The sequence below is a fragment of the Candidatus Hoaglandella endobia genome (assembly GCF_900044015.1).
Classification (GTDB): domain Bacteria; phylum Pseudomonadota; class Gammaproteobacteria; order Enterobacterales; family Enterobacteriaceae; genus Hoaglandella; species Hoaglandella endobia.
Window position 1 is genome coordinate 192816 of record NZ_LN999835.1, and the last position, 18498, is coordinate 211313.

Consider the following 18498-nt stretch of genomic DNA (forward strand, 5'->3'; position numbering starts at 1 on the left):
CAAAATATAAAAATTACTATAGTTTTAATCATATCTAATGTGGTACGCCCGACAGGATTTGAACCTGAGACCTCTGCCTTCGGAGGGCAGTGCTCTATCCAGCTGAGCTACGGGCGCTTTTTATTCTTAGTCCCATTAATGGGAGGGATAGTACGAATTTAGACGATAGCTGTCTAGTAATTTTTTAAAAAAATAATACGTTACTCTTCATAAACTTATAATTAAGTTAATTATAACGCTATGTTTAATAGATAAGTATTCCTAAATCATACTTACTAAACTTAGTCTGTAGACTTTTTAAAAGTTAATATGTTATAAAATATCGTGTATTACAAGTTATTCGTGCCTAGGTTAGTTGATTGATTATGTTTAATTTAGCTGAACAAGCTTGTTTTTTACAATTATTATTTTTTTAGGACTACAAAGTTAAATTAAAATTTTTATAAATTAAGAACGCTTCATCATTTCAAAGAAATCATCATTAGTTTTAGTCATCGCTAACTTATTTATCAGGAATTCCATCGCATCGATTTCACTCATTGGATGTATAATTTTGCGTAATATCCACATCTTCTGTAGTTCTTCCTGTACAGTGAGTAACTCTTCTTTGCGGGTACCAGAACGATTAAAATCGATAGCTGGAAAGACTCTTTTTTCAGCTATTTTACGAGATAAATGTAACTCCATATTACCCGTACCCTTAAATTCTTCGTAAATTACTTCGTCCATTTTAGAGCCGGTATCGATAAGCGCTGTGGCAATGATAGTCAGGCTACCGCCTTCTTCCATATTGCGCGCGGCACCGAAAAAACGTTTTGGCCGATGCAGGGCATTGGCGTCTACACCGCCAGTTAAGACTTTTCCGGATGCTGGTACTACGGTATTATAAGCACGGGCTAGACGGGTAATAGAATCTAATAAAATAATAACGTCTTTTTTATGCTCGACTAGGCGTTTAGTTTTTTCAATCACCATCTCTGCTACTTGTACATGACGTGCAGCTGGTTCGTCAAAGGTCGAAGCGATAACTTCGCCTTTGACTAACCGCTGCATTTCGGTAACTTCTTCAGGCCTCTCATCAATCAGTAGCACCATCATTACGCAGTCGGGATAATTGTAAGCGATACTTTGAGCAATATTTTGTAGCAGCATGGTTTTACCAGCCTTCGGTGGTGCTACTATCAGCCCGCGCTGACCGCGACCAATAGGAGAGGCTAAATCTAATACACGCGCTGTTAAATCTTCAGTCGAACCATTACCGCGTTCCATGCGTAAACGCAAATTAGCGTGCAACGGCGTCAGGTTTTCAAACAAAATTTTATTGCGTGCATTTTCTGGCTTTTCGTAGTTAACTTCGTTGACCTTGAGTAGCGCGAAGTAACGCTCCCCCTCTTTAGGGGGACGAATTTTACCAGCAATGGTATCACCAGTACGTAAGTTAAAACGGCGTATCTGGCTGGGAGAAATATAGATATCATCTGGGCCAGCAAGGTAGGAACTATCACTGGAGCGAAGAAAGCCGAATCCGTCTTGCAAAATTTCTAGTACTCCATCACCAAATATATCCTCGCCGCTTTTAGCATGCTGTTTAAGAATTGCAAAGATAATATCTTGTTTACGCATACGGGCCAGGTTTTCTAGTCCCATATTTTCGCCGAGAGTCACTAATTCTGAAACAGGCGTATTTTTTAATTCGGTAAGGTTCATAATGGTGGGTTCTTAATGGTGGGTTCTTAAACTCGGGGTATATCTCGCTCGAACTGATGCCGAACTGATGTTTTGTATGTTACAATAGTGTAATATTTAAGATTTTAGTCGCTAGAGATTAGCCTAATTTTTGTTAGGCGTCTAGCGATCAATACAATAAATGCCAAACCCTATAGAAAAAATAGTTATAAATTTGCTTGCAGGAATTCTCTTAATTGCTTTTTAGACAAAGCTCCCACTTTAGTAGCTACTGCTTTACCTTCACAGAAGAGCAACAAAGTAGGTATACTACGTATACTATACTTATGTGTGGTGACCGGATTCTCTTCGATGTTTAATTTAGCGATGGTAAGCTTACCTTCAAATTCATCAGCTATTTCTACTAAAATCGGGGCAATACTTTTACAAGGACCACACCATTCAGCCCAAAAATCTACCAGAAGCAGACTTTTTATCTGTAATAAATTAATTTCAAAGTTATTATCATTTAGACAAATAATTTTATTGTTCATATTTTATCCACGGGAGAATTGTTACCTGATGTTTTCTAAGCAACAATTAGTTAACATTAGATCACATTACAAGAAACAAAGCTTAACTAAAAATTAGTTTTTCTGTTTTGCTCTATATCAACTAATAATTGATATTACTTCATTAGTAATATCTAAACAAAGTTGGTTTATTTAATTACTATCTTTAGCCAAAAGTTAATCAACTTAGCTAAAATTTACTACTAAGTCAATAGCTAGTTAAATTGGTTACTAGCTAGTTCTACTAGAGTAGTGGTTACAACCACCTGATTGGTGCGGTTTTAAACCGCTTTAATAAATTTATATCAAAAAAAAAGTAAATAGATTTAGTTAGCTTATAAAGCTTAATAATATTTAAGATATAATTAACCTCAATTTTTTCAGTTAAACTATAATACTAAATACTATAGCGTAACTAAAATAGCATATATGGCCAATACTACCTTCACCCTCACTAATTATTTGGGAGCACAGTCCTACAATAATAGAAGAAGAAATAGTAGGACATTGTTGTGTAATGGCTATCATAGATAGCCATGCTAAACTTGCCGACAGCCTAGACTAGGCTATACGTATCAATACGATACTTGAAGTAAAGTGTGAGATCAAAAATTCAAATTATTATCAATCAGTAATGATAACAGCCCGGCAGCTATAAACGGGCCAACTGGCACACCATGAAATAATGCTACTCCTAACACTGTGCCCATTAGTAGGCCGGCTATAACTGATGGTTGGCTTGACATCAGCGAAACTCCCCTACCACCTAACCAGGAAACCACGATCCCAATGGCAATTGCTAATAATGATTCCCAGTGAACAAAAGAACGTAGCACAGTATAAGTAGTAATCCTACCGCTGGCGATAGGAGCTAGCATACCGATAGTCACAATAATAATTCCAATGTTCAATCCCTGCTTTTCTATCCAGGGGAAACAGTTATCCATATTAGTTAAGCGAATAATCAAAAGCACTAATATGGCCACTGTTACAGTGTTATTATGAATAATAACACCGAGCGTTGCAAGCAATAGTAAAACTAGCAGCGTCGAATCAGATACATTCATAGAATCTCAATGAATATAAATTTAGTAAATAAATACTAATTAAATTACTTAACAATTAATATTGTTATTTATTTTGAATACATAAAGAATTCTGATTAACTATATTTAGATTTAATTATCTAGATTTCGATTAGGACTCTAAGAAGAGATTATTCTATCAAGTAGCACGTATTATATTTTCTATAAAAATATTATATCTGTTGCTGAAGATGATAAATATATTTTTTATAGCATATTAGCTAATATTACAGCCGGTACTAGCTATTAATATAATAATTAAATTATTAACTATTTATAATAGATATTATCTAAAAAGTATCTGAATAGATAGTATATATTTTATATTTAATATAGTTATAATTATCTAACGATAGACAGTATGTATTCATCAGCGCCGCTATACATACTATAGCGGCGATTTTATTTGCATGATACATACAGCTGGCGTAGTCAGCGTTAATCAGCTGTACTTGCTTACTACAAGGTAGCTAAATATAATATATTATATCACAGATCAAAGATATATACAAGGAATTTTATAGCAAATAACGATTAAAATTTAAGGTAACGTACTTTAAGGTTACAAAAAAAACTAAAATAGTTGACTTTGGTCTTCTTTAAGATAAGAATTAGGACAGATAGGGTCGTTAGCTCAGTTGGTAGAGCAGTTGACTCTTAATCAATTGGTCGTAGGTTCGAATCCTACACGGCCCACCAATACCTTATCTTTATCAAGCGATATTAGCGTTAATAACTTAACGACAAATTTTTTTCTGAAGATTATTTACTTTATATAGATAATGACGAGATTCTAACGATGGGTGTTTAGTGTGAAGTATTTGATAAACCTCGTTTGGATGCATTCTGTTGATAATTTTAAATGCCCTATTTTGATCTAGTGAAAAAACGCGTAGTACGCTGGCTGCACCAGCGTTGTAGGCGGTAATTACTGCGTAACGTCGGGAAATTGGATTAACAATCCCTCCTAGATAACTATTTTGCAACATGGCCAAATATGCAGTTCCAGTATCGATATTATTCTGTGGATTAAACAAATAGCTACGGCTAGGTTGACCCCATTCTCCTTTCATTTTAAAAACATCACGGCCAGCACTATATTGCACGACCTGCATTAGTCCTAGCGCGTCAGCATGGCTGACCGCATAGGGGTTAAAGCTAGATTCTATTTGAATAATCGCCATAATCAGTGACTGATCTACACCATATTGCTGTGAAGCTTTACGCACCATAGCCAGATACTTATGGGCTCGTTTATCCATATGGTTCTGCACTAACTGTATGGTAATAGACCATATGCGTTGCTTACTATTTATACGGCTTTGTAAACTAGTTTTTAGTAGGTAACTGGCAAAGTGATCTGCGCGCCATTGCCAGCGTATTGGTTCACTGTTATTATCCAATACTTGGCCATATAAAAAAGGTTTTTTACTTAGTGGAAGATTGTCAGTAACCGAGTAATAATCTATATGATTTTGGTCGTTACCCATTAATAATGTATTGATAATAGCCCGGCGTAAGTTAGTGTGTAAATTTTCTGAAGCAATCGTTTCGATAGTTACAGTACCAGTATCAAAATTGATATGACTACGGGTTTTGTAATGATCGGTATATTTAACATAGTCTTTTGGTCCAGTTATCAGTACTTCATCTAACCCCCAGATATTTTCAATATTATGAGCAAACTGACTCATGAGGAGAGCAAAACTATTAGTATCTTTTATGTATACCTCATTTTCGGCGTTCCTATTCTGATAGGTACAAGATATTAATAAAGGTGAGATGATAACTAAAAGTAATATTTTTTTCATTTTACGGATTGTTAGAATTATTTTTATTTTTTAATTCTTACACAGAGCTTTATTCATCCTTCTTATTTCTATTGAGCTCCTGATCTTCAAAAAGAAAATCAATCATTTTCTGCTCCAAAAATTTACGATCGTCGGCATTTACCATGCTTAGTTTTTTTTCGTTTATTAGCATAGTTTGTTTAGTCTGCCATTGCATCCAAGCTTCTTTTGAGAAATCTTGAAAAATTTTTTTTCCTAGTTCCCCTGGATAAATCTGAAAATCTTGCCCTTCGGCTTCACGTTTTAAAAACTTACAGTAAATAACTTTGCTCATCATTATGATCTCTTTGATTAGAATATTAAGTCTACTAATTCAGTAGAATTATAATTCATCATCATTAAACAATGAAGCGGTAGAAAGACTAACATTCTGGTAGCTGAATAGCATCATAGTCCCGTTATAATGTAATATTATAGCAATTAACTGCAAGAACTAATCTTGCGGATTTCGGTTAGATTGATGCTATAAAAACTAATAGTAGTAAAAAATTAGCTACTATAATTTATAATTTAGCTGCTATTATGAATAGCTAAATATAAAAAATAACTGTTTTTACTGGCCTGCGTACAGCATAATTTATTATAACTCTTTAGTTTTAGAGAGCTTTTTGGCTAACAGCATTTTATGAAAAATAATTTTTTTATTTCGCCTGAAGATAATGATCAGGATTGCTCGCGACAACATATCCGCAGCTTTGTCCTACGCCAGAGACGTTTGAAACAAGGGCAGCAGCATGCGTTAGATACCTTATGGACTACGATGGGGGTAGATTATAAAGCACAGCCGTTGAGCCTAGATGCGTTGTTTGGACGCGCTACCCCGGTGACGCTAGAAATTGGTTTTGGCATGGGAGAATCGCTAGTAACCATGGCAACAGCATATCCAGAAAGAAGTTTTTTAGGTATCGAAGTTCACTGGCCGGGTGTAGGCGCGTGTTTGGCTAGCGCGCATAAAGCAGAAGCAAATAATTTGCGCGTAATGTGCCACGATGCAGTGGAAGTGTTGGAATATATGATTCCGGATCAAGCGTTAGCAATGGTGCAACTCTTTTTTCCCGATCCATGGCCTAAAGTAAGGCATCATAAACGCCGTATTATGCAGCTACCTTTCGTCGCACTAATCGGACGTAAACTTGCGGACCACGGCATTTTACATATAGCGACTGATTGGCAATCTTATGCCAAACATATACTGATGGTGATGTCTGTTAACAAGATGTTTCTCAATCTTTCTACCTCTGGGGATTACGTGCCGAGACCTGTAAATCGTCCATATACTAAATTTGAACAGCGTGGCCAACGACTAGGGTATAGTGTATGGGATTTAATATTTACTAAAAAGTCAAAAGTTATCAGTAAAAAAACATATGGTTAGTCGCTGATAGATACAGACAAAGATGACATTGTTATTATCGAGCCTGAGTCAGGTTATACCTAAATAATTTCTAAAATCTGTTTAGGTAGTAGAGTAGTAGATGGTTAGATCTCTCTAAAGAGAAAAGTAGACTGCCGCAGTACTGCAATACAAATAACAATAAGGAAACATTTCTGGCACTAGTAATCTAACCAATATGTTTATTAATAGTTTTTTTTAATATCATTTTAGATGAAAAGCTCTAGTAGCAGGTTAAGAAAAGACTTTCCTTTATCAGTTACCTGCCAATAATGGGTACTTTCAGTGATGAAACCGCTAGCTAGCGCTGTATCAAGCGCAGTGCGTACCTTACTTTCATCTAGACCTGTATAGGCAGTAAATTCAGCGCGCGGCGTAGCTTCAAGTAGTCTAAAGCGGTTCATAAAATACTCAAAAGGTAAATCTGACGGTGCAACTAGATAACGTTGCGATAAATAGTTGTTTCCTTGCATATACCCACGTGGATGGTGATTTTTTACTGTGCGCATCACCGTACCGTCCAGTTGGGTAAGTTTACCGTGAGCACCGCAGCCAATGCCAAGATAGTCACCGAAACGCCAATAGTTGAGGTTGTGGTTGCACTGGAAGCCTGCTCTAGCATAAGCAGATATTTCATACTGACAGTAACCAGCAGCCTGTAACAACTGCTTTCCTTTTTGAGATATGTTCCATAAAATATCATCATTAGGTAGCTTTGGAGGCTGAGCCCAAAACAGGGTATTGGGCTCAATAGTCAGTTGATACCAGGATAAATGGGACGGCGCTAAGACTATAGCTTGCATTAAATCATCGAGTGCCCCCACGAGCGTCTGATCAGGTAAACCGTACATTAAATCAAAATTTACACTACGCAGGCCTAAAGAAACCGCCTGCTGCGCTGCGCGGTGCGTATCTTGTCCATCATGAATACGCCCAATACTGTTAAGTTTTTCAAGATCGAAGCTCTGCACACCAAGGGAAATACGGTTAACTCCAGCTTGTTTATAACCCAAAAAGCGTTCTACATCAACGGTGCCGGGATTTACTTCAATTGTTATTTCGGCGTCTAACATCAGCATTATTCTAGCGCGGATGCCATCAAGCAGTAATTGTATAGCTCTGATAGAAAGAAGACTAGGGGTACCACCACCAATAAATAATGTATTTACGCCGCGCCCATTAGTTAATACTATATCATTTTCTAAATCTGTCAGTAAATGGTACACATATTCCAAGTGTGGCATTTTGCCCTTCAGCGTGTGCGAATTAAAATCGCAGTAGGAACATTTCTGTACGCACCAGGGAATATGAATATACAAACTTAGCGGCGGTAATTTATGCATGGTACAGCGTTTTTATTATAATTGTTAGTGTTTTTCTGGTAGCAGCGTTATGATAGCTCTTCTTTTCAGCGAAGTTAGTCAAGAGTAGTGTTTCCTAAACAGTTACTTAGAAAGCAACATCTAAATATAGATACATGTTTATTATAAGTCATACCAAATACCAAGAAAAAAATCCATACTAAGATAATTTAGAGCATAGAGAATAAGGATAATGATTATCGACGAATAGTCGATTCCGTTCATGTCCGGTAGAATACGTCGAATAGGTTGTGTCAGAGGTTCACTCAATTTGTATAGTAATCGATTCATCTGGCTACGTCCCTGGCTAATCAGGCTTAGCAGCAAATGAATAAAAATCACTAAAAAAACTAATTTTCCGGCTACCTTCAGCAACGATAACAGACCAACCAGTAAATAAATTGGATCTAGAATAAGCACTCTTATCTCTATTAGCATCAGTAGCGGAAATTTTATTATCGCCAAAATAATTATCAGCAGCAGAGAGTTATTGTCTAACGGACCAAGATAAGGAATTCTTCGACGTAGAGGAATGATAATAAACTGGGTAATTTTGACGATATATTGTGAAAATGGATGATAAAAATCACAACTAACATACTGCATCCAAATACGTAGCAGTAACACCATAATATATAGATCAATAAGCGTCTTAATCAAAAACGTCAGCGTCAAAGGTAAATGTCCTTAATCAGTTTAAAATTAGATAACTGTGTCTGCTTAAAGCTCTACTGATATACAGCGCTAGCTTAAAAGTCCTGAAAATACGGAATCACTACTAATAAAAACACCCCACTGCAGTCTACAGAACCAGGATACTGCAGTCAGTATAAGCCTTAAAATCTATCGATAAGGATTTGATCATACCGATAGTTTCGGTTTAAAAAACCACATCGTTTTCTGTCTATTTTGAATTTATTTTTTTAGTCCTTAAGTTAAAGCAGGGACATAGCCACGTATACTCCTCTACCAGCTTGTTGAGATGCTGCATAAATAACGCATAGAGCAATGTAGCGATATGTAAACCGTCAGAATCAATATTTACTTAAATGTAAACTTTACTATAAAATAAGCTGGATTAAATCTTTGCTCTCTAGCTCGAGACACAGCACTACAAAAATATCATGCACTTCTTATACAGCTGCTCTTTATTGCAAAATACTGCCACCACGGGTTAATAATTTTCTTTAAAAACTGTTTATTAGGATACACAGGATACTGGTCCCACGGGTACCTATTTATTATGGTTATACTACCACTAACTGACAGATCTTCCATCCTATTGCAGCTCTCAAACTAGATATGATAACTTCAGCCGCCATATTCATTTTTAATGGTATCGATAATATGGGTAGTTGAGCAACCATCTTCAAAATTTAGTACCCTTACTTCGCCACCATTATCCCAAACTTCTTTACTACCAGCTATTTGGTACGGCTTATAATCACCGCCCTTAACTAGCAAATCCGGTAACACGTCGGCTATTAAGCGTTGCGGCGTATCCTCGCTAAAGGGCACTACCCAGTCTACTGCTTTCAGTGCGGCCAAGACGGTCATCCGTTGCGCCAACGGATTGACTGGGCGGCTTTTTCCTTTTTTTATACGTTTTGTAGAATCATCGCTATTCACTGCAACAATCAGCCTATCTCCAAGCCCGCGAGCGTTAGCAAGATAGCTGACATGCCCAGCATGCAAGATATCGAAAATTCCGTTTGTCATAACTACTTTCTCGCCTCGTTGACGTGCCAGCGCTACTGCCTGCTTCAGTTCTTTTTCGGTCATCACACCAAATTTATGCTTGGTGCGGCCGCGTATTGCATTTTCTAACTCTATTACACTAATAGTAGAGGTACCCATTTTACCTACTACGACCCCCGCAGCAGCGTTAGCTAGAAAACATGCATCCTCTAGACTATTACCGGCGGCCAAAGATGCCGCTAATACACCAATAACTGTATCGCCGGCGCCGGTAACATCAGAAACTTTCTGAGCATTGTTCGGTAAATACATCGGATCTTTTCTTGGCTGCAGCAAAGTCATTCCCTGTTCGGATCGTGTAATCAGCAGAGCCGAAAGATTGTAATCAGCGATGATAGTCATACCACGGCTGACTAACGTCTTCTCATCCTTACAGGGACCAGCCACCACTTCAAACTCAGATAAGTTTGGCGTCAGTAAAGTCGCGCCGCAATAACGGCTGAAATCAGTCCCTTTAGGATCAACTAATACCGGCACGCCGGCGGCCTGTGCCTTGATGATGATCTCACGCACGTGTGCCAGCGCTCCCTTTGCATAATCAGACAGTACTAGCATACTAGCTGTAGTTAAGGCAGGTTTAATACGCTCTAATAGAGAAGCCGCATCAACATCCTCAAATTCATGCTCAAAATCAATACGAATCAATTGCTGATTACGAGATATAACCCGTAATTTAGTGATTGTAGGATGGGTAGCGATAGCGTTTAAATCGCAGATTACATCCCCATTGCTAAGTTGCTCGTTAAGAGAGCGTGCGGCATCGTCGATCCCAGTTAAGCCAATAAGGTGTGAACGAGCGCCTAATGCAGCGATATTCATCGCAACGTTAGCGGCACCACCAGGGCGTTCTTCAATGGAGTTGACGTTCACGATAGGCACCAGTGCTTCAGGTGAGATATGCTTGGTTGAGCCATACCAATAGCGATCTAACATTACATCGCCAACAACCAGTACGCACGCTCGGCTGAAATTAGGCAAGGTTACTTTCATTTAGAATTTGTTCCAAAGAGATCCAATTAATTATTGGCATAATATCACAAACCGTTAAAATTGGCTTTATGGCTATTACTACAGTAGGCTTATTACTCATTTTTAACGTAAGCAAGCTGCAATCAGTTTAACCGCCTATAGAAATAGGCTACGTTATAGAACGTATCTTGCCAGCAGTAACTTTGATACTAGTTTAAGTAGAAGTTATTAAGTAAAACAATAATACATTAGATAATTTTTAGAGAGAAAAACGTGAAAAAATATCTGGTCGGCGGGGCCGTGCGTGATAAATTGTTGCAGCTCCCAGTTACGGAGAGAGACTGGGTGGTGGTTGGCACAACACCGCAAGAAATGCGGGCGCAAGGTTATCAGCAGGTTGGTAAAAATTTTCCGGTTTTTCTCCATCCCGAGAATCGAGAAGAGTATGCTCTAGCTCGAGCGGAGCGTAAAGTTGGTCATGGATATACTGGTTTTGTCTGTCACTTTTCGCCAGAAGTGACATTGGAAGAGGATTTACTTCGCCGAGATCTTACCATCAACGCCATTGCCAGCGACGAGCTGGGCAATCTTATCGATCCCTATAAGGGGAAGCAAGATATTTGCCAACGCTTGCTACGTCATGTATCTGACGCCTTTAGCGAGGATTCTCTGCGGTTGCTACGGGTAGCGCGATTTGCTGCTCGTTTCGCCCATCTCAATTTTCGCATAGCACCAGCAACACTATCGCTCATGCAAAATATGACTACAGAGCTGCCACTTCTTTCCACTGAGCGTGTATGGAAAGAGACAGAGCGTGCTCTGGCGACCAGAAATCCGCAGGTTTATTTCCAGGTGCTTCGTGATTGCGGCGCACTAAAAATTCTTTTTCCGGAAATTGACGAGCTTTTTTTCGTACCGGCGTCGAAAAAATTGCAACCGAAAATTAATATTGGCCTCCATACCTTAATGAGAGTATCGATAGCGGCTAGTTTATCGGAGGATATTGCTGTTCGCTTTGCCACCCTTTGTCATGATTTAGGTAAGGATATCATCCCCCGCGATCTATGGTCAAGCTATCACAGTCATGGTCAGACAAGTGTAAAGCTGGTGGAAGATCTCTGCCAACGAATCAAAGTGCCAAATTCATTAAGAGATTTAGCGAAAATAGTAGTTCAATACAATGAACTATTGCACGGAGCCAAATACCTAACACCAAAAACATTAATTAAGCTGTTTAGTGCTCTTGATGTTTGGCGCCGGCCGAATCGTTTAGAGCAAATAATCATTATCAGCGATTCCGACGCGCGCAGGCGCCTATGGTTTAAAAAATATCGGTATATACAAGGTGATTTTTTACGTCAAGCTTATCGCGTAGCGACTTCGATCAGTGCATACGAGGTGATAGCAGAAGGATTTAGCGGTGCGCAAATTAGCAAAGAACTCAGACTGCGGCGACAGCGAGCGCTGGCTATTTGGAAGCTTCAGCAGGAAAATAGCGATACCAATAAACAGCAGGATTAAAGCTATAGATCTCAGGACAAAATTATATACATAATTCTATTTTAGATATTATTAATTAATAATTGTATGGTTAGTATGGGGCTAACGGCTCAAAAATTTTTATAAAATTAATAAAATTAAAATAAAAATTTTAAGAGGGATGCAACAATGATATCAATAGTATTGATTGAATTTTATTACTATCATTTGTAGTTTTAATTTATTAAATAAGTAACTTTTATTGATGATATAAACAGGTTCTTTCTTTTACAGAAAGATTAATTATAAAGATTAAGTTTTTTTTTGCATAAAAAATAAGTATAGCTTTTTTTACCTGAGAAGTAATTTACTTTTAAAAAAAATCTATTTTTTAGTTTTAAAAAAAATATTTTATATTTTTTTAAATTTTTATACAAAAATATATTTTGCTGCCGCAGCAATTATTAAATTAATCATCTTAGATTAGATGCTAGCAATTAATAAGTAACTTAGGATATAATTTATATATCAGAAATTATCTTAGTTATTCAAACTTAGCTATTAAAAATATTTATTTTAGCAACTAAGATAATTATAAAATAACTAGTATAGTGGTTGAGATAATAATATGAAAACAATCCTTTTAGTTGATGACGACTGTGAATTGACATCTTTATTGAAAAAATTACTAGAAATGGAAGGCTTCAATATCCAAGTAGCGCACGATGGTGAGCAAGCTTTAAATCAGCTGGATAGTTCCATTAATCTATTACTTCTTGATGTGATAATGCCTCGTAAAAATGGTATCGAGACCCTCAAAGAACTGCGACAGCAGCACCAGACTCCGGTAATTATGTTAACCGCGCGTGGCAACGAACTAGATCGTGTGCTGGGCTTGGAATTAGGCGCCGACGATTATTTACCGAAGCCATTTAATGATCGAGAGCTAGTGGCCCGCATCAGGGCAATATTGCGACGCTCTTACTGGACTGAGCAGCAAAGCGTCGAATCAGGTACAACTATAGAGGTGGATTGCTTATGTCTAAAAACTGGTCCTCAAGAAGCAACTTTCGATGGTGCTATACTAGAATTAACTAGTACTGAATTTACTTTATTATATTTTTTAGCGCAGCATTTAGGTCAGGTTTTGCCGCGTGCTCAACTAAGCCAGGAAGTATTAGGTAAACGTTTAACTCCCTTTGACCGTGCCATCGATATGCATATTGCTAATTTGCGGCGTAAGCTTCCTAAACGGAAGGATGGGCATCCGTGGTTTAAAACCTTACGCGGTCGGGGTTATTTAATGGTATCTGCATGATTAATAGCTTGGCTGTACGAATTTTTGCTATATTTTGGTTAATTATTATACTAATACTCATGCATATAATTATAGTGATTAAGCTGTATTATCAACAAATGATGCCTTTGCTTGATAGCGAACAGCAACAAGGATTGATGTTACAGCAATATGTAAAGACGGCGTTGGACGTGTACCAGGTCAGTGATCGGATGTGGTGGTGCCGTCTTTTTCTCGCCATAGATAAGTGTGCACCACCCGATCAACGCTTAATTCTAGTCACTAGTAAAGGGTGTGTTATCGGCGCACAACGCAACGAGATGCAAATAATCTACAATTTTGTTCGCCAATCGGCGAATACGGATCATCCGAAAAAGAAAAAATACTACTGCACAGAGTGTGTAGGTCCTTTTTCTATAAGCAATGGCAAAGAGCATTATCAGCTTTATCAAATTCGTTCTCCTAGTAGGAGCACACAGTTGAATTTTATTAATTTATTTTTTGATCACTCTTTGTTCTTTCTACTGATCATACTGATCATCAGTATGATCAGTATTCTGTTCCTACTATGGCTTACCTGGAGTATAGCTAAACCGGTGCGCAAATTGAAGCATGCTGCTGATGAAGTAGCATGCGGAAATTTTTGCCATCATCCTGAGCTGGAAGCGGGACCGCAGGAGTTTTTGGCTACTGGCATCAGTTTTAATCAGATGGTGAGCTCCTTGGAGAGAATGGTTACTGCCCAGCATAGGCTATTGTCAGATATAGCTCATGAATTACGTACGCCATTGACCCGTTTGCAGTTAGCCACGGCCCTTCTGCGACGTCAGAAGGGCAAGGTAAATAATGAACTTGCTCGCATCGAGAATGAAGCACAGCACCTTGATGCCATGATCAACGACTTACTATTGCTTTCACTTCATCAGCATAAAAATGAGCTATCACGGGAGGTGCTAAAAGCAAATGAACTTTGGAAGGATGTACTTAATAATGCCCAGTTCGAAGCGGAACAGATGATCAAAACCCTGGAGATAATTTCACCACCAGATAGTTGGATTTTGCTGGGAAATCCGTCTGCCCTAGACAGCGCGCTCGAGAATATAGTGAGAAATGCTCTACGCTATTCTCATAAAATGGTAGCTATAGGTTTCAGCGCTGATCATCAAGGTATGACTATCACCGTAGATGATGATGGCCCAGGCGTCAAAGATAAAGATCTAGAACAAATTTTCAGCTTATTCTACCGTACTGATGAAGCGATAAATCGTAAGTCCAGTGGAACTGGACTGGGACTAGCAATTGTAAAAACTGCTGTGATACACCATCATGGTTGGGTAAAAGCAGAAGATAGCCCACTCGGGGGGCTGCGGCTGATAATTTGGCTACCGCTGCTGCCTAAAAATTACGGTTATTCTTATAACTTATTTTAGTTACTAAGTCAGTAACGACAGAGAAAGTAAGAATTATTCCCTATTCAACTAGTACGCAGACACTAGTTTTTATCTTACAATTCATCAACTAGCTTAGTTTTATCTAGCATGAAACCCCTCTTCCGAGGGCCGATCGCTAGCCGGTCTATCTACTCCCCGGACTGGTACACCAGCAGCCTTGGTATGGGTAGGTACTGAGCATAATAAGTTACAATTAGGGAACATAATGCTCGCCTATTCTTTTATTATTTATTGCTGGTTAAACGAATTTAACCGCCGAGTCTTTCCTCTTTTTGCGCACTTTCTAGTAGCGTAAGAGCTGCTTGATACGCATTCTTTTTTTGGTAAAGTACCTGGTAAATCTGCTCGGCAATAGGCATTCTTACATTATAACGACCAGCAAGCGCTAGCACCTCTTTAGTATTGTGGAAACCCTCTACTACCTCCTGACCGATAGAGTCTTGAGCAGCCCGTACCCCGGTGCCTTGCCCCAGTAACATACCGAAACGTCGATTACGAGATTGGTTATCAGTACAGGTAAGCACAAGATCGCCAAGACCTGCCATGCCCATAAAATAACTGGCCTTTACTCCCATTGCCTCACCTAAACTCGACATTTCTGCCAGTCCACGTGTAATCAGTGCGGTACGCGCATTGGCACCAAAACCAATACCGTCAGAAATACCGGCACCGATAGCGATAACATTTTTTACCGCTCCGCCCAACTGGACGCCGACCAAATTATGATTTCTGTAAATCAGAAAACTTTTTTTACAATGTAACAATGCTTGCAAATCGGTGCTAAAATTGGCGTCGGTAGCAGCAAGCGCAATAGCTGTAGGTAAACCGGCTGCTAGCTCGCGCGCGAAAGTCGGTCCAGACAATACAGCTAACGGTATTTGGCTACCTAGTATTTCACGCGCAACATCCTGCAACAGACGGCCGGTTTCTGCCTCTAGCCCCTTGGTAGCCCAGGCAATACGGGCATCCTGACGTAAATGCGGTTTTAACTGTGCAAGCACCTGTCCGAACACGTTACTGGGAACGACAATCAATATATTGCGGCTAGCGGCAAGCGCAGTTGGTAACGATGATTCTAGATGCAGCATCGTTGGAAATGGCACATCAGGTAAAAAGGCCTGATTGCAGCGTGTTACCTCCAGCGTCTGGATATGAGAAGGGTCATGGCCCCAAAGAAGTACTTCATGACCGTTACGCGCTAAGTTGATAGCGAGGGCTGTACCGTACGATCCGGCACCGATAATTGTCATTGAAGCATTTACGGTCATGATTGTGTGACTTGATCCTGTTAGGCTTAATTCTTTATGAAGTTATATCAACCTGCAGATACAGATAGTTGTTCATAAACAGCATGTAAAAATTAACTGGTGCTAACTTTAGCTGTAGGAACGTTTCAAGAGATACATGGCTGGCAATGCATTTTGCATTTTTAATAATTAAAAAATCTTAAAGAAACAAAACTTAACAAATATCTTCTGCAAGATAGCAGCACACGGTAGCGTATATACGCAAAGCACCATATCACTATTTTTTAGTTTTGACATCAAAAAAAATTGATTTCTTCATATACAGCTGTGTATATGAAGCGCCATGCCTATTATTTATTTAATATCGCTAAAAATTTTAGCACTGTTATGCATAGGTAACTCTTGAGACCGTATCTATTAATATACAAAAAATCATTTATCCCGGATTAATGGAAAATTATTTCTGCTCCAACCATATATGCCTTCTTTAAGAAAATAGATTCGCTCAAAGCCAGCTTTCGTTAATTTTTTAGCTAAATTGCGTGCAGTAGGAGTGCTGCCACTTGCACAAACGATAATTACCGGTTTAGTCTTATTAGCTTTATCCAGTTGACTTAGATTACCTGATTTGATGTCTGCTACTGCTAAATTTAAACTATTAATTATATGACCTTTGCAGTAAATATCGCTGTTTCTCAAATCAATAATTACAGCTTTTTCTTTATTAAGAAATTTAATAACTTCTTCGCAACTTATTACCTTAATGTTGAAAAACCATTGTTGCAGCATAGTAAAAATTATGAAAACAAAAATAATCACCCATGCTAAACATAGCATGAGATGATTTTCTATAAATGGCATAATGTCTTGCATAGGAATTTTTATTAAAAAAATTATTATTTTTATATAAAAAATAATCTATATATTAGATTATATACCGATATTTTACTAAAAATAATAGTAATACAGATACTTTATCTGGTAAAGAAATCTTAGACAAAAAATAGACTAAATTTTACTGAATAACTATTCAGCTTTTTGTATAATATGAATTATATTCTTAAATTCAGGAGAAAAATAACTTCTAAGCTTTTAGTTCATGCCTGCCTATTAGGCAGGCAACATGCTGTTGGATTCAGATATCGTCTATGCTCTAGCATGTTCTATGTTGGGACCGTGATGCTGTCTGCTGTTTGCTATAGTGCTGATAATGAATATCAGCTTAACGTAGTGCAGCAACATCTTTTTTCTAAAGAAAAAAATCTTAAGCAACAGCAACAACAGCGCATATCACTGATACAAAAAATAAAACAGCAAGAAGAATTTCTTATCCATTCTACCCCTGCTCTGCAGGATACACAGCACACCATCAAAACGCTGAGTCTCGATATCAATCGAATAACACGTTCTATTTGCCAGCTACAAGATCTTCAAATTACCAAAAAAAAACTATTAGCTCAGCAGTTCAATGCGCTTTTCCGGCCGAAAAAACATTTCGGGATGAAGAAATTAATCTTTATTAATGAGCAAAGCATGAGTATCGAACGTATGTTGGCTTATTTTAATTATCTCAACGAAGCGTGCGCAAAAAATATTGTTTACTTACACCAAACAAGCAATGAATTTGCAGTGCAAAAAAAAGCACAACTAAAAAAACAAAAGAAACAACAAACAAATAAGCACAAGCTTCAAAAGAAGCTGATTATAAATCATAATATACTCACTAATTTGCACTTATCCATAGTACATAACCAGCAAATATTAGTAGAATTGAACCGAAAAGAGAAGCAATTGAGTCATAATATAGCCCGCGCTGAACGCGAAACAACAACAAGCAGCGAAAATAACTATAAAACTATCGAGAGCAAGCGAGTGCTGATTAGCGATATCGGCAGGCAGGACGAACAGAATTTATGGCCGGTGCGCGGACGAATCCTGCACTGTTTTGGTGAACTACAGCAGGGGGAACTTCGCTATAAGGGACTGGTTATTGCAGCTCCAGAAGGCAGCGATGTGATAGCTGTCGCCGCCGGTCTTGTATTGATGGTAGACTGGTTGCAGGGATACGGATTGATGGTGGTAATTAAACATAGTAAAGGCTATATGAGCCTATATGGTTATAATAAGAGCACATTAGTAAATGTAGGAGATCAAGTAAAATCCGGCCAACCTATCGCACTAGTCGGTATTAGTGGCTGCCAAGGCCAAGGTACGCCGTCTCTCTATTTTGAAATTAGGCGCCAGGGACAGGCGATAAATCCCATTCTTTGGTTAAAAAAATTAAAGAGATAGTGTATTAAACATAGATAATTATTACAAACGTTAACGTGCTCATTATCAGTATGAGCACGTTAACGCAGATGGATTATGG

The 18498-nt window shown here is 38.2% G+C and carries 15 protein-coding genes and 2 tRNA genes; 6 read left to right on the top strand and 11 right to left on the bottom strand.

The genetic code is table 11. The annotated features are described in order from the left end of the window. Window positions 1-40: 40 nt before the first annotated feature. The 4 genes from A4A70_RS00975 to A4A70_RS00990 all read right to left on the bottom strand — a co-directional run bounded on the left by A4A70_RS00975 (window position 41) and on the right by A4A70_RS00990 (window position 3304). A tRNA-Arg gene (locus tag A4A70_RS00975) sits at window positions 41-117 on the bottom strand. A 330-nt stretch (window positions 118-447) separates the two neighbouring features. Next, on the bottom strand, window positions 448-1707 hold the full coding sequence (rho, locus tag A4A70_RS00980) for a transcription termination factor Rho (protein WP_067567664.1): 1260 nt from the start codon (window positions 1705-1707) through the stop codon (window positions 448-450). 185 nt (window positions 1708-1892) lie between these two features. After that, the gene (gene trxA / locus A4A70_RS00985; RefSeq protein ID WP_067567666.1) at window positions 1893-2219 is read right to left on the bottom strand and encodes a thioredoxin TrxA; all 327 of its coding nucleotides are present in this window, start codon (window positions 2217-2219) and stop codon (window positions 1893-1895) included. Window positions 2220-2842: 623 nt separating this feature from the next. After that, entirely contained in the window at window positions 2843-3304 is a 462-nt protein-coding gene (locus A4A70_RS00990) for a DUF441 domain-containing protein (protein WP_067567668.1), read from the bottom strand. Between the two features lie 641 nt (window positions 3305-3945). Between A4A70_RS00990 and A4A70_RS00995 the strand changes: the two genes are divergently transcribed. Further along, a tRNA-Lys gene (locus A4A70_RS00995) sits at window positions 3946-4021 on the top strand. Window positions 4022-4059: 38 nt separating this feature from the next. Here A4A70_RS00995 and mltC read toward each other — a convergent pair. Together mltC and A4A70_RS01005 are read right to left on the bottom strand one after the other, a co-directional pair. After that, a complete protein-coding gene (gene mltC / locus A4A70_RS01000; protein ID WP_067567670.1) occupies window positions 4060-5133 on the bottom strand; it encodes a membrane-bound lytic murein transglycosylase MltC in 1074 nt (357 codons plus the stop codon). Window positions 5134-5182: 49 nt separating this feature from the next. Next, a complete protein-coding gene (locus A4A70_RS01005; protein WP_067568257.1) occupies window positions 5183-5446 on the bottom strand; it encodes an oxidative damage protection protein in 264 nt (87 codons plus the stop codon). Between the two features lie 351 nt (window positions 5447-5797). On the opposite strand from A4A70_RS01005, the gene trmB reads away from it, so the two are divergent. Continuing rightward, the gene (gene trmB / locus A4A70_RS01010) at window positions 5798-6547 is read left to right on the top strand and encodes a tRNA (guanosine(46)-N7)-methyltransferase TrmB (RefSeq protein WP_067567672.1); all 750 of its coding nucleotides are present in this window, start codon (window positions 5798-5800) and stop codon (window positions 6545-6547) included. Window positions 6548-6774: 227 nt separating this feature from the next. On the opposite strand, the gene hemW is transcribed toward trmB, so the two are convergent. The 3 genes from hemW to hldE form a co-directional block, all read right to left on the bottom strand. Beyond that, window positions 6775-7908 carry a radical SAM family heme chaperone HemW gene (gene hemW, locus A4A70_RS01015; protein ID WP_067567674.1) on the bottom strand — a complete coding sequence of 378 codons (1134 nt, stop codon included), beginning with the start codon at window positions 7906-7908 and terminating at the stop codon, window positions 6775-6777. A 141-nt stretch (window positions 7909-8049) separates the two neighbouring features. Further along, window positions 8050-8601 carry a YggT family protein gene (locus tag A4A70_RS01020; protein WP_269447271.1) on the bottom strand — a complete coding sequence of 184 codons (552 nt, stop codon included), beginning with the start codon at window positions 8599-8601 and terminating at the stop codon, window positions 8050-8052. 636 nt (window positions 8602-9237) lie between these two features. Then, window positions 9238-10674, bottom strand: coding sequence for a bifunctional D-glycero-beta-D-manno-heptose-7-phosphate kinase/D-glycero-beta-D-manno-heptose 1-phosphate adenylyltransferase HldE (gene hldE / locus A4A70_RS01025; protein WP_067567676.1), 1437 nt, complete (start codon window positions 10672-10674; stop codon window positions 9238-9240). Between the two features lie 252 nt (window positions 10675-10926). Here hldE and A4A70_RS01030 point away from each other — a divergent pair, with 252 nt between their 5' ends. From A4A70_RS01030 to cpxA, 3 genes are all read left to right on the top strand, one after another. Next, window positions 10927-12174, top strand: coding sequence for a multifunctional CCA addition/repair protein (locus tag A4A70_RS01030; RefSeq protein WP_067567678.1), 1248 nt, complete (start codon window positions 10927-10929; stop codon window positions 12172-12174). Between the two features lie 586 nt (window positions 12175-12760). Next, a complete protein-coding gene (gene cpxR / locus A4A70_RS01035) occupies window positions 12761-13450 on the top strand; it encodes an envelope stress response regulator transcription factor CpxR (RefSeq protein ID WP_067567680.1) in 690 nt (229 codons plus the stop codon). Further along, window positions 13447-14859: an envelope stress sensor histidine kinase CpxA gene (gene cpxA / locus A4A70_RS01040; RefSeq protein ID WP_067567682.1), complete on the top strand. Its 1413-nt coding sequence runs from the start codon at window positions 13447-13449 to the stop codon at window positions 14857-14859. The genes cpxR and cpxA overlap by 4 nt, the downstream gene beginning before the upstream one ends. A 269-nt stretch (window positions 14860-15128) precedes the next feature. Here the strand turns inward: cpxA and gpsA are convergent, their stop codons facing one another. Together gpsA and A4A70_RS01050 are read right to left on the bottom strand one after the other, a co-directional pair. Further along, window positions 15129-16148 (bottom strand): NAD(P)H-dependent glycerol-3-phosphate dehydrogenase, encoded by a 1020-nt coding sequence (gpsA, locus tag A4A70_RS01045; RefSeq protein WP_408605394.1) that lies wholly within the window; start codon window positions 16146-16148, stop codon window positions 15129-15131. Between the two features lie 411 nt (window positions 16149-16559). Beyond that, the gene (locus A4A70_RS01050) at window positions 16560-17000 is read right to left on the bottom strand and encodes a rhodanese-like domain-containing protein (protein ID WP_067567686.1); all 441 of its coding nucleotides are present in this window, start codon (window positions 16998-17000) and stop codon (window positions 16560-16562) included. A gap of 285 nt (window positions 17001-17285) precedes the next feature. Between A4A70_RS01050 and A4A70_RS01055 the strand changes: the two genes are divergently transcribed. After that, window positions 17286-18419 (top strand): peptidoglycan DD-metalloendopeptidase family protein, encoded by a 1134-nt coding sequence (locus A4A70_RS01055; RefSeq protein ID WP_231908299.1) that lies wholly within the window; start codon window positions 17286-17288, stop codon window positions 18417-18419. The last annotated feature ends 79 nt before the right edge of the window (window positions 18420-18498 follow it).

Excerpts from the sequence above, each read along its gene's own strand:
- rho (WP_067567664.1), bottom strand. The coding sequence starts at position 1,707 with ATGAACCTTACCGAATTAAAAAATACGCCTGTTTCAGAATTAGTGACT.
- trxA (WP_067567666.1), bottom strand. The coding sequence starts at position 2,219 with ATGAACAATAAAATTATTTGTCTAAATGATAATAACTTTGAAATTAAT.
- A4A70_RS00990 (WP_067567668.1), bottom strand. The coding sequence starts at position 3,304 with ATGAATGTATCTGATTCGACGCTGCTAGTTTTACTATTGCTTGCAACG.
- mltC (WP_067567670.1), bottom strand. The coding sequence starts at position 5,133 with ATGAAAAAAATATTACTTTTAGTTATCATCTCACCTTTATTAATATCT.
- A4A70_RS01005 (WP_067568257.1), bottom strand. The coding sequence starts at position 5,446 with ATGAGCAAAGTTATTTACTGTAAGTTTTTAAAACGTGAAGCCGAAGGG.
- trmB (WP_067567672.1), top strand. The coding sequence starts at position 5,798 with ATGAAAAATAATTTTTTTATTTCGCCTGAAGATAATGATCAGGATTGC.
- hemW (WP_067567674.1), bottom strand. The coding sequence starts at position 7,908 with ATGCATAAATTACCGCCGCTAAGTTTGTATATTCATATTCCCTGGTGC.
- hldE (WP_067567676.1), bottom strand. The coding sequence starts at position 10,674 with ATGAAAGTAACCTTGCCTAATTTCAGCCGAGCGTGCGTACTGGTTGTT.
- cpxR (WP_067567680.1), top strand. The coding sequence starts at position 12,761 with ATGAAAACAATCCTTTTAGTTGATGACGACTGTGAATTGACATCTTTA.
- cpxA (WP_067567682.1), top strand. The coding sequence starts at position 13,447 with ATGATTAATAGCTTGGCTGTACGAATTTTTGCTATATTTTGGTTAATT.
- gpsA (WP_408605394.1), bottom strand. The coding sequence starts at position 16,148 with ATGACCGTAAATGCTTCAATGACAATTATCGGTGCCGGATCGTACGGT.
- A4A70_RS01050 (WP_067567686.1), bottom strand. The coding sequence starts at position 17,000 with ATGCAAGACATTATGCCATTTATAGAAAATCATCTCATGCTATGTTTA.
- A4A70_RS01055 (WP_231908299.1), top strand. The coding sequence starts at position 17,286 with ATGTTCTATGTTGGGACCGTGATGCTGTCTGCTGTTTGCTATAGTGCT.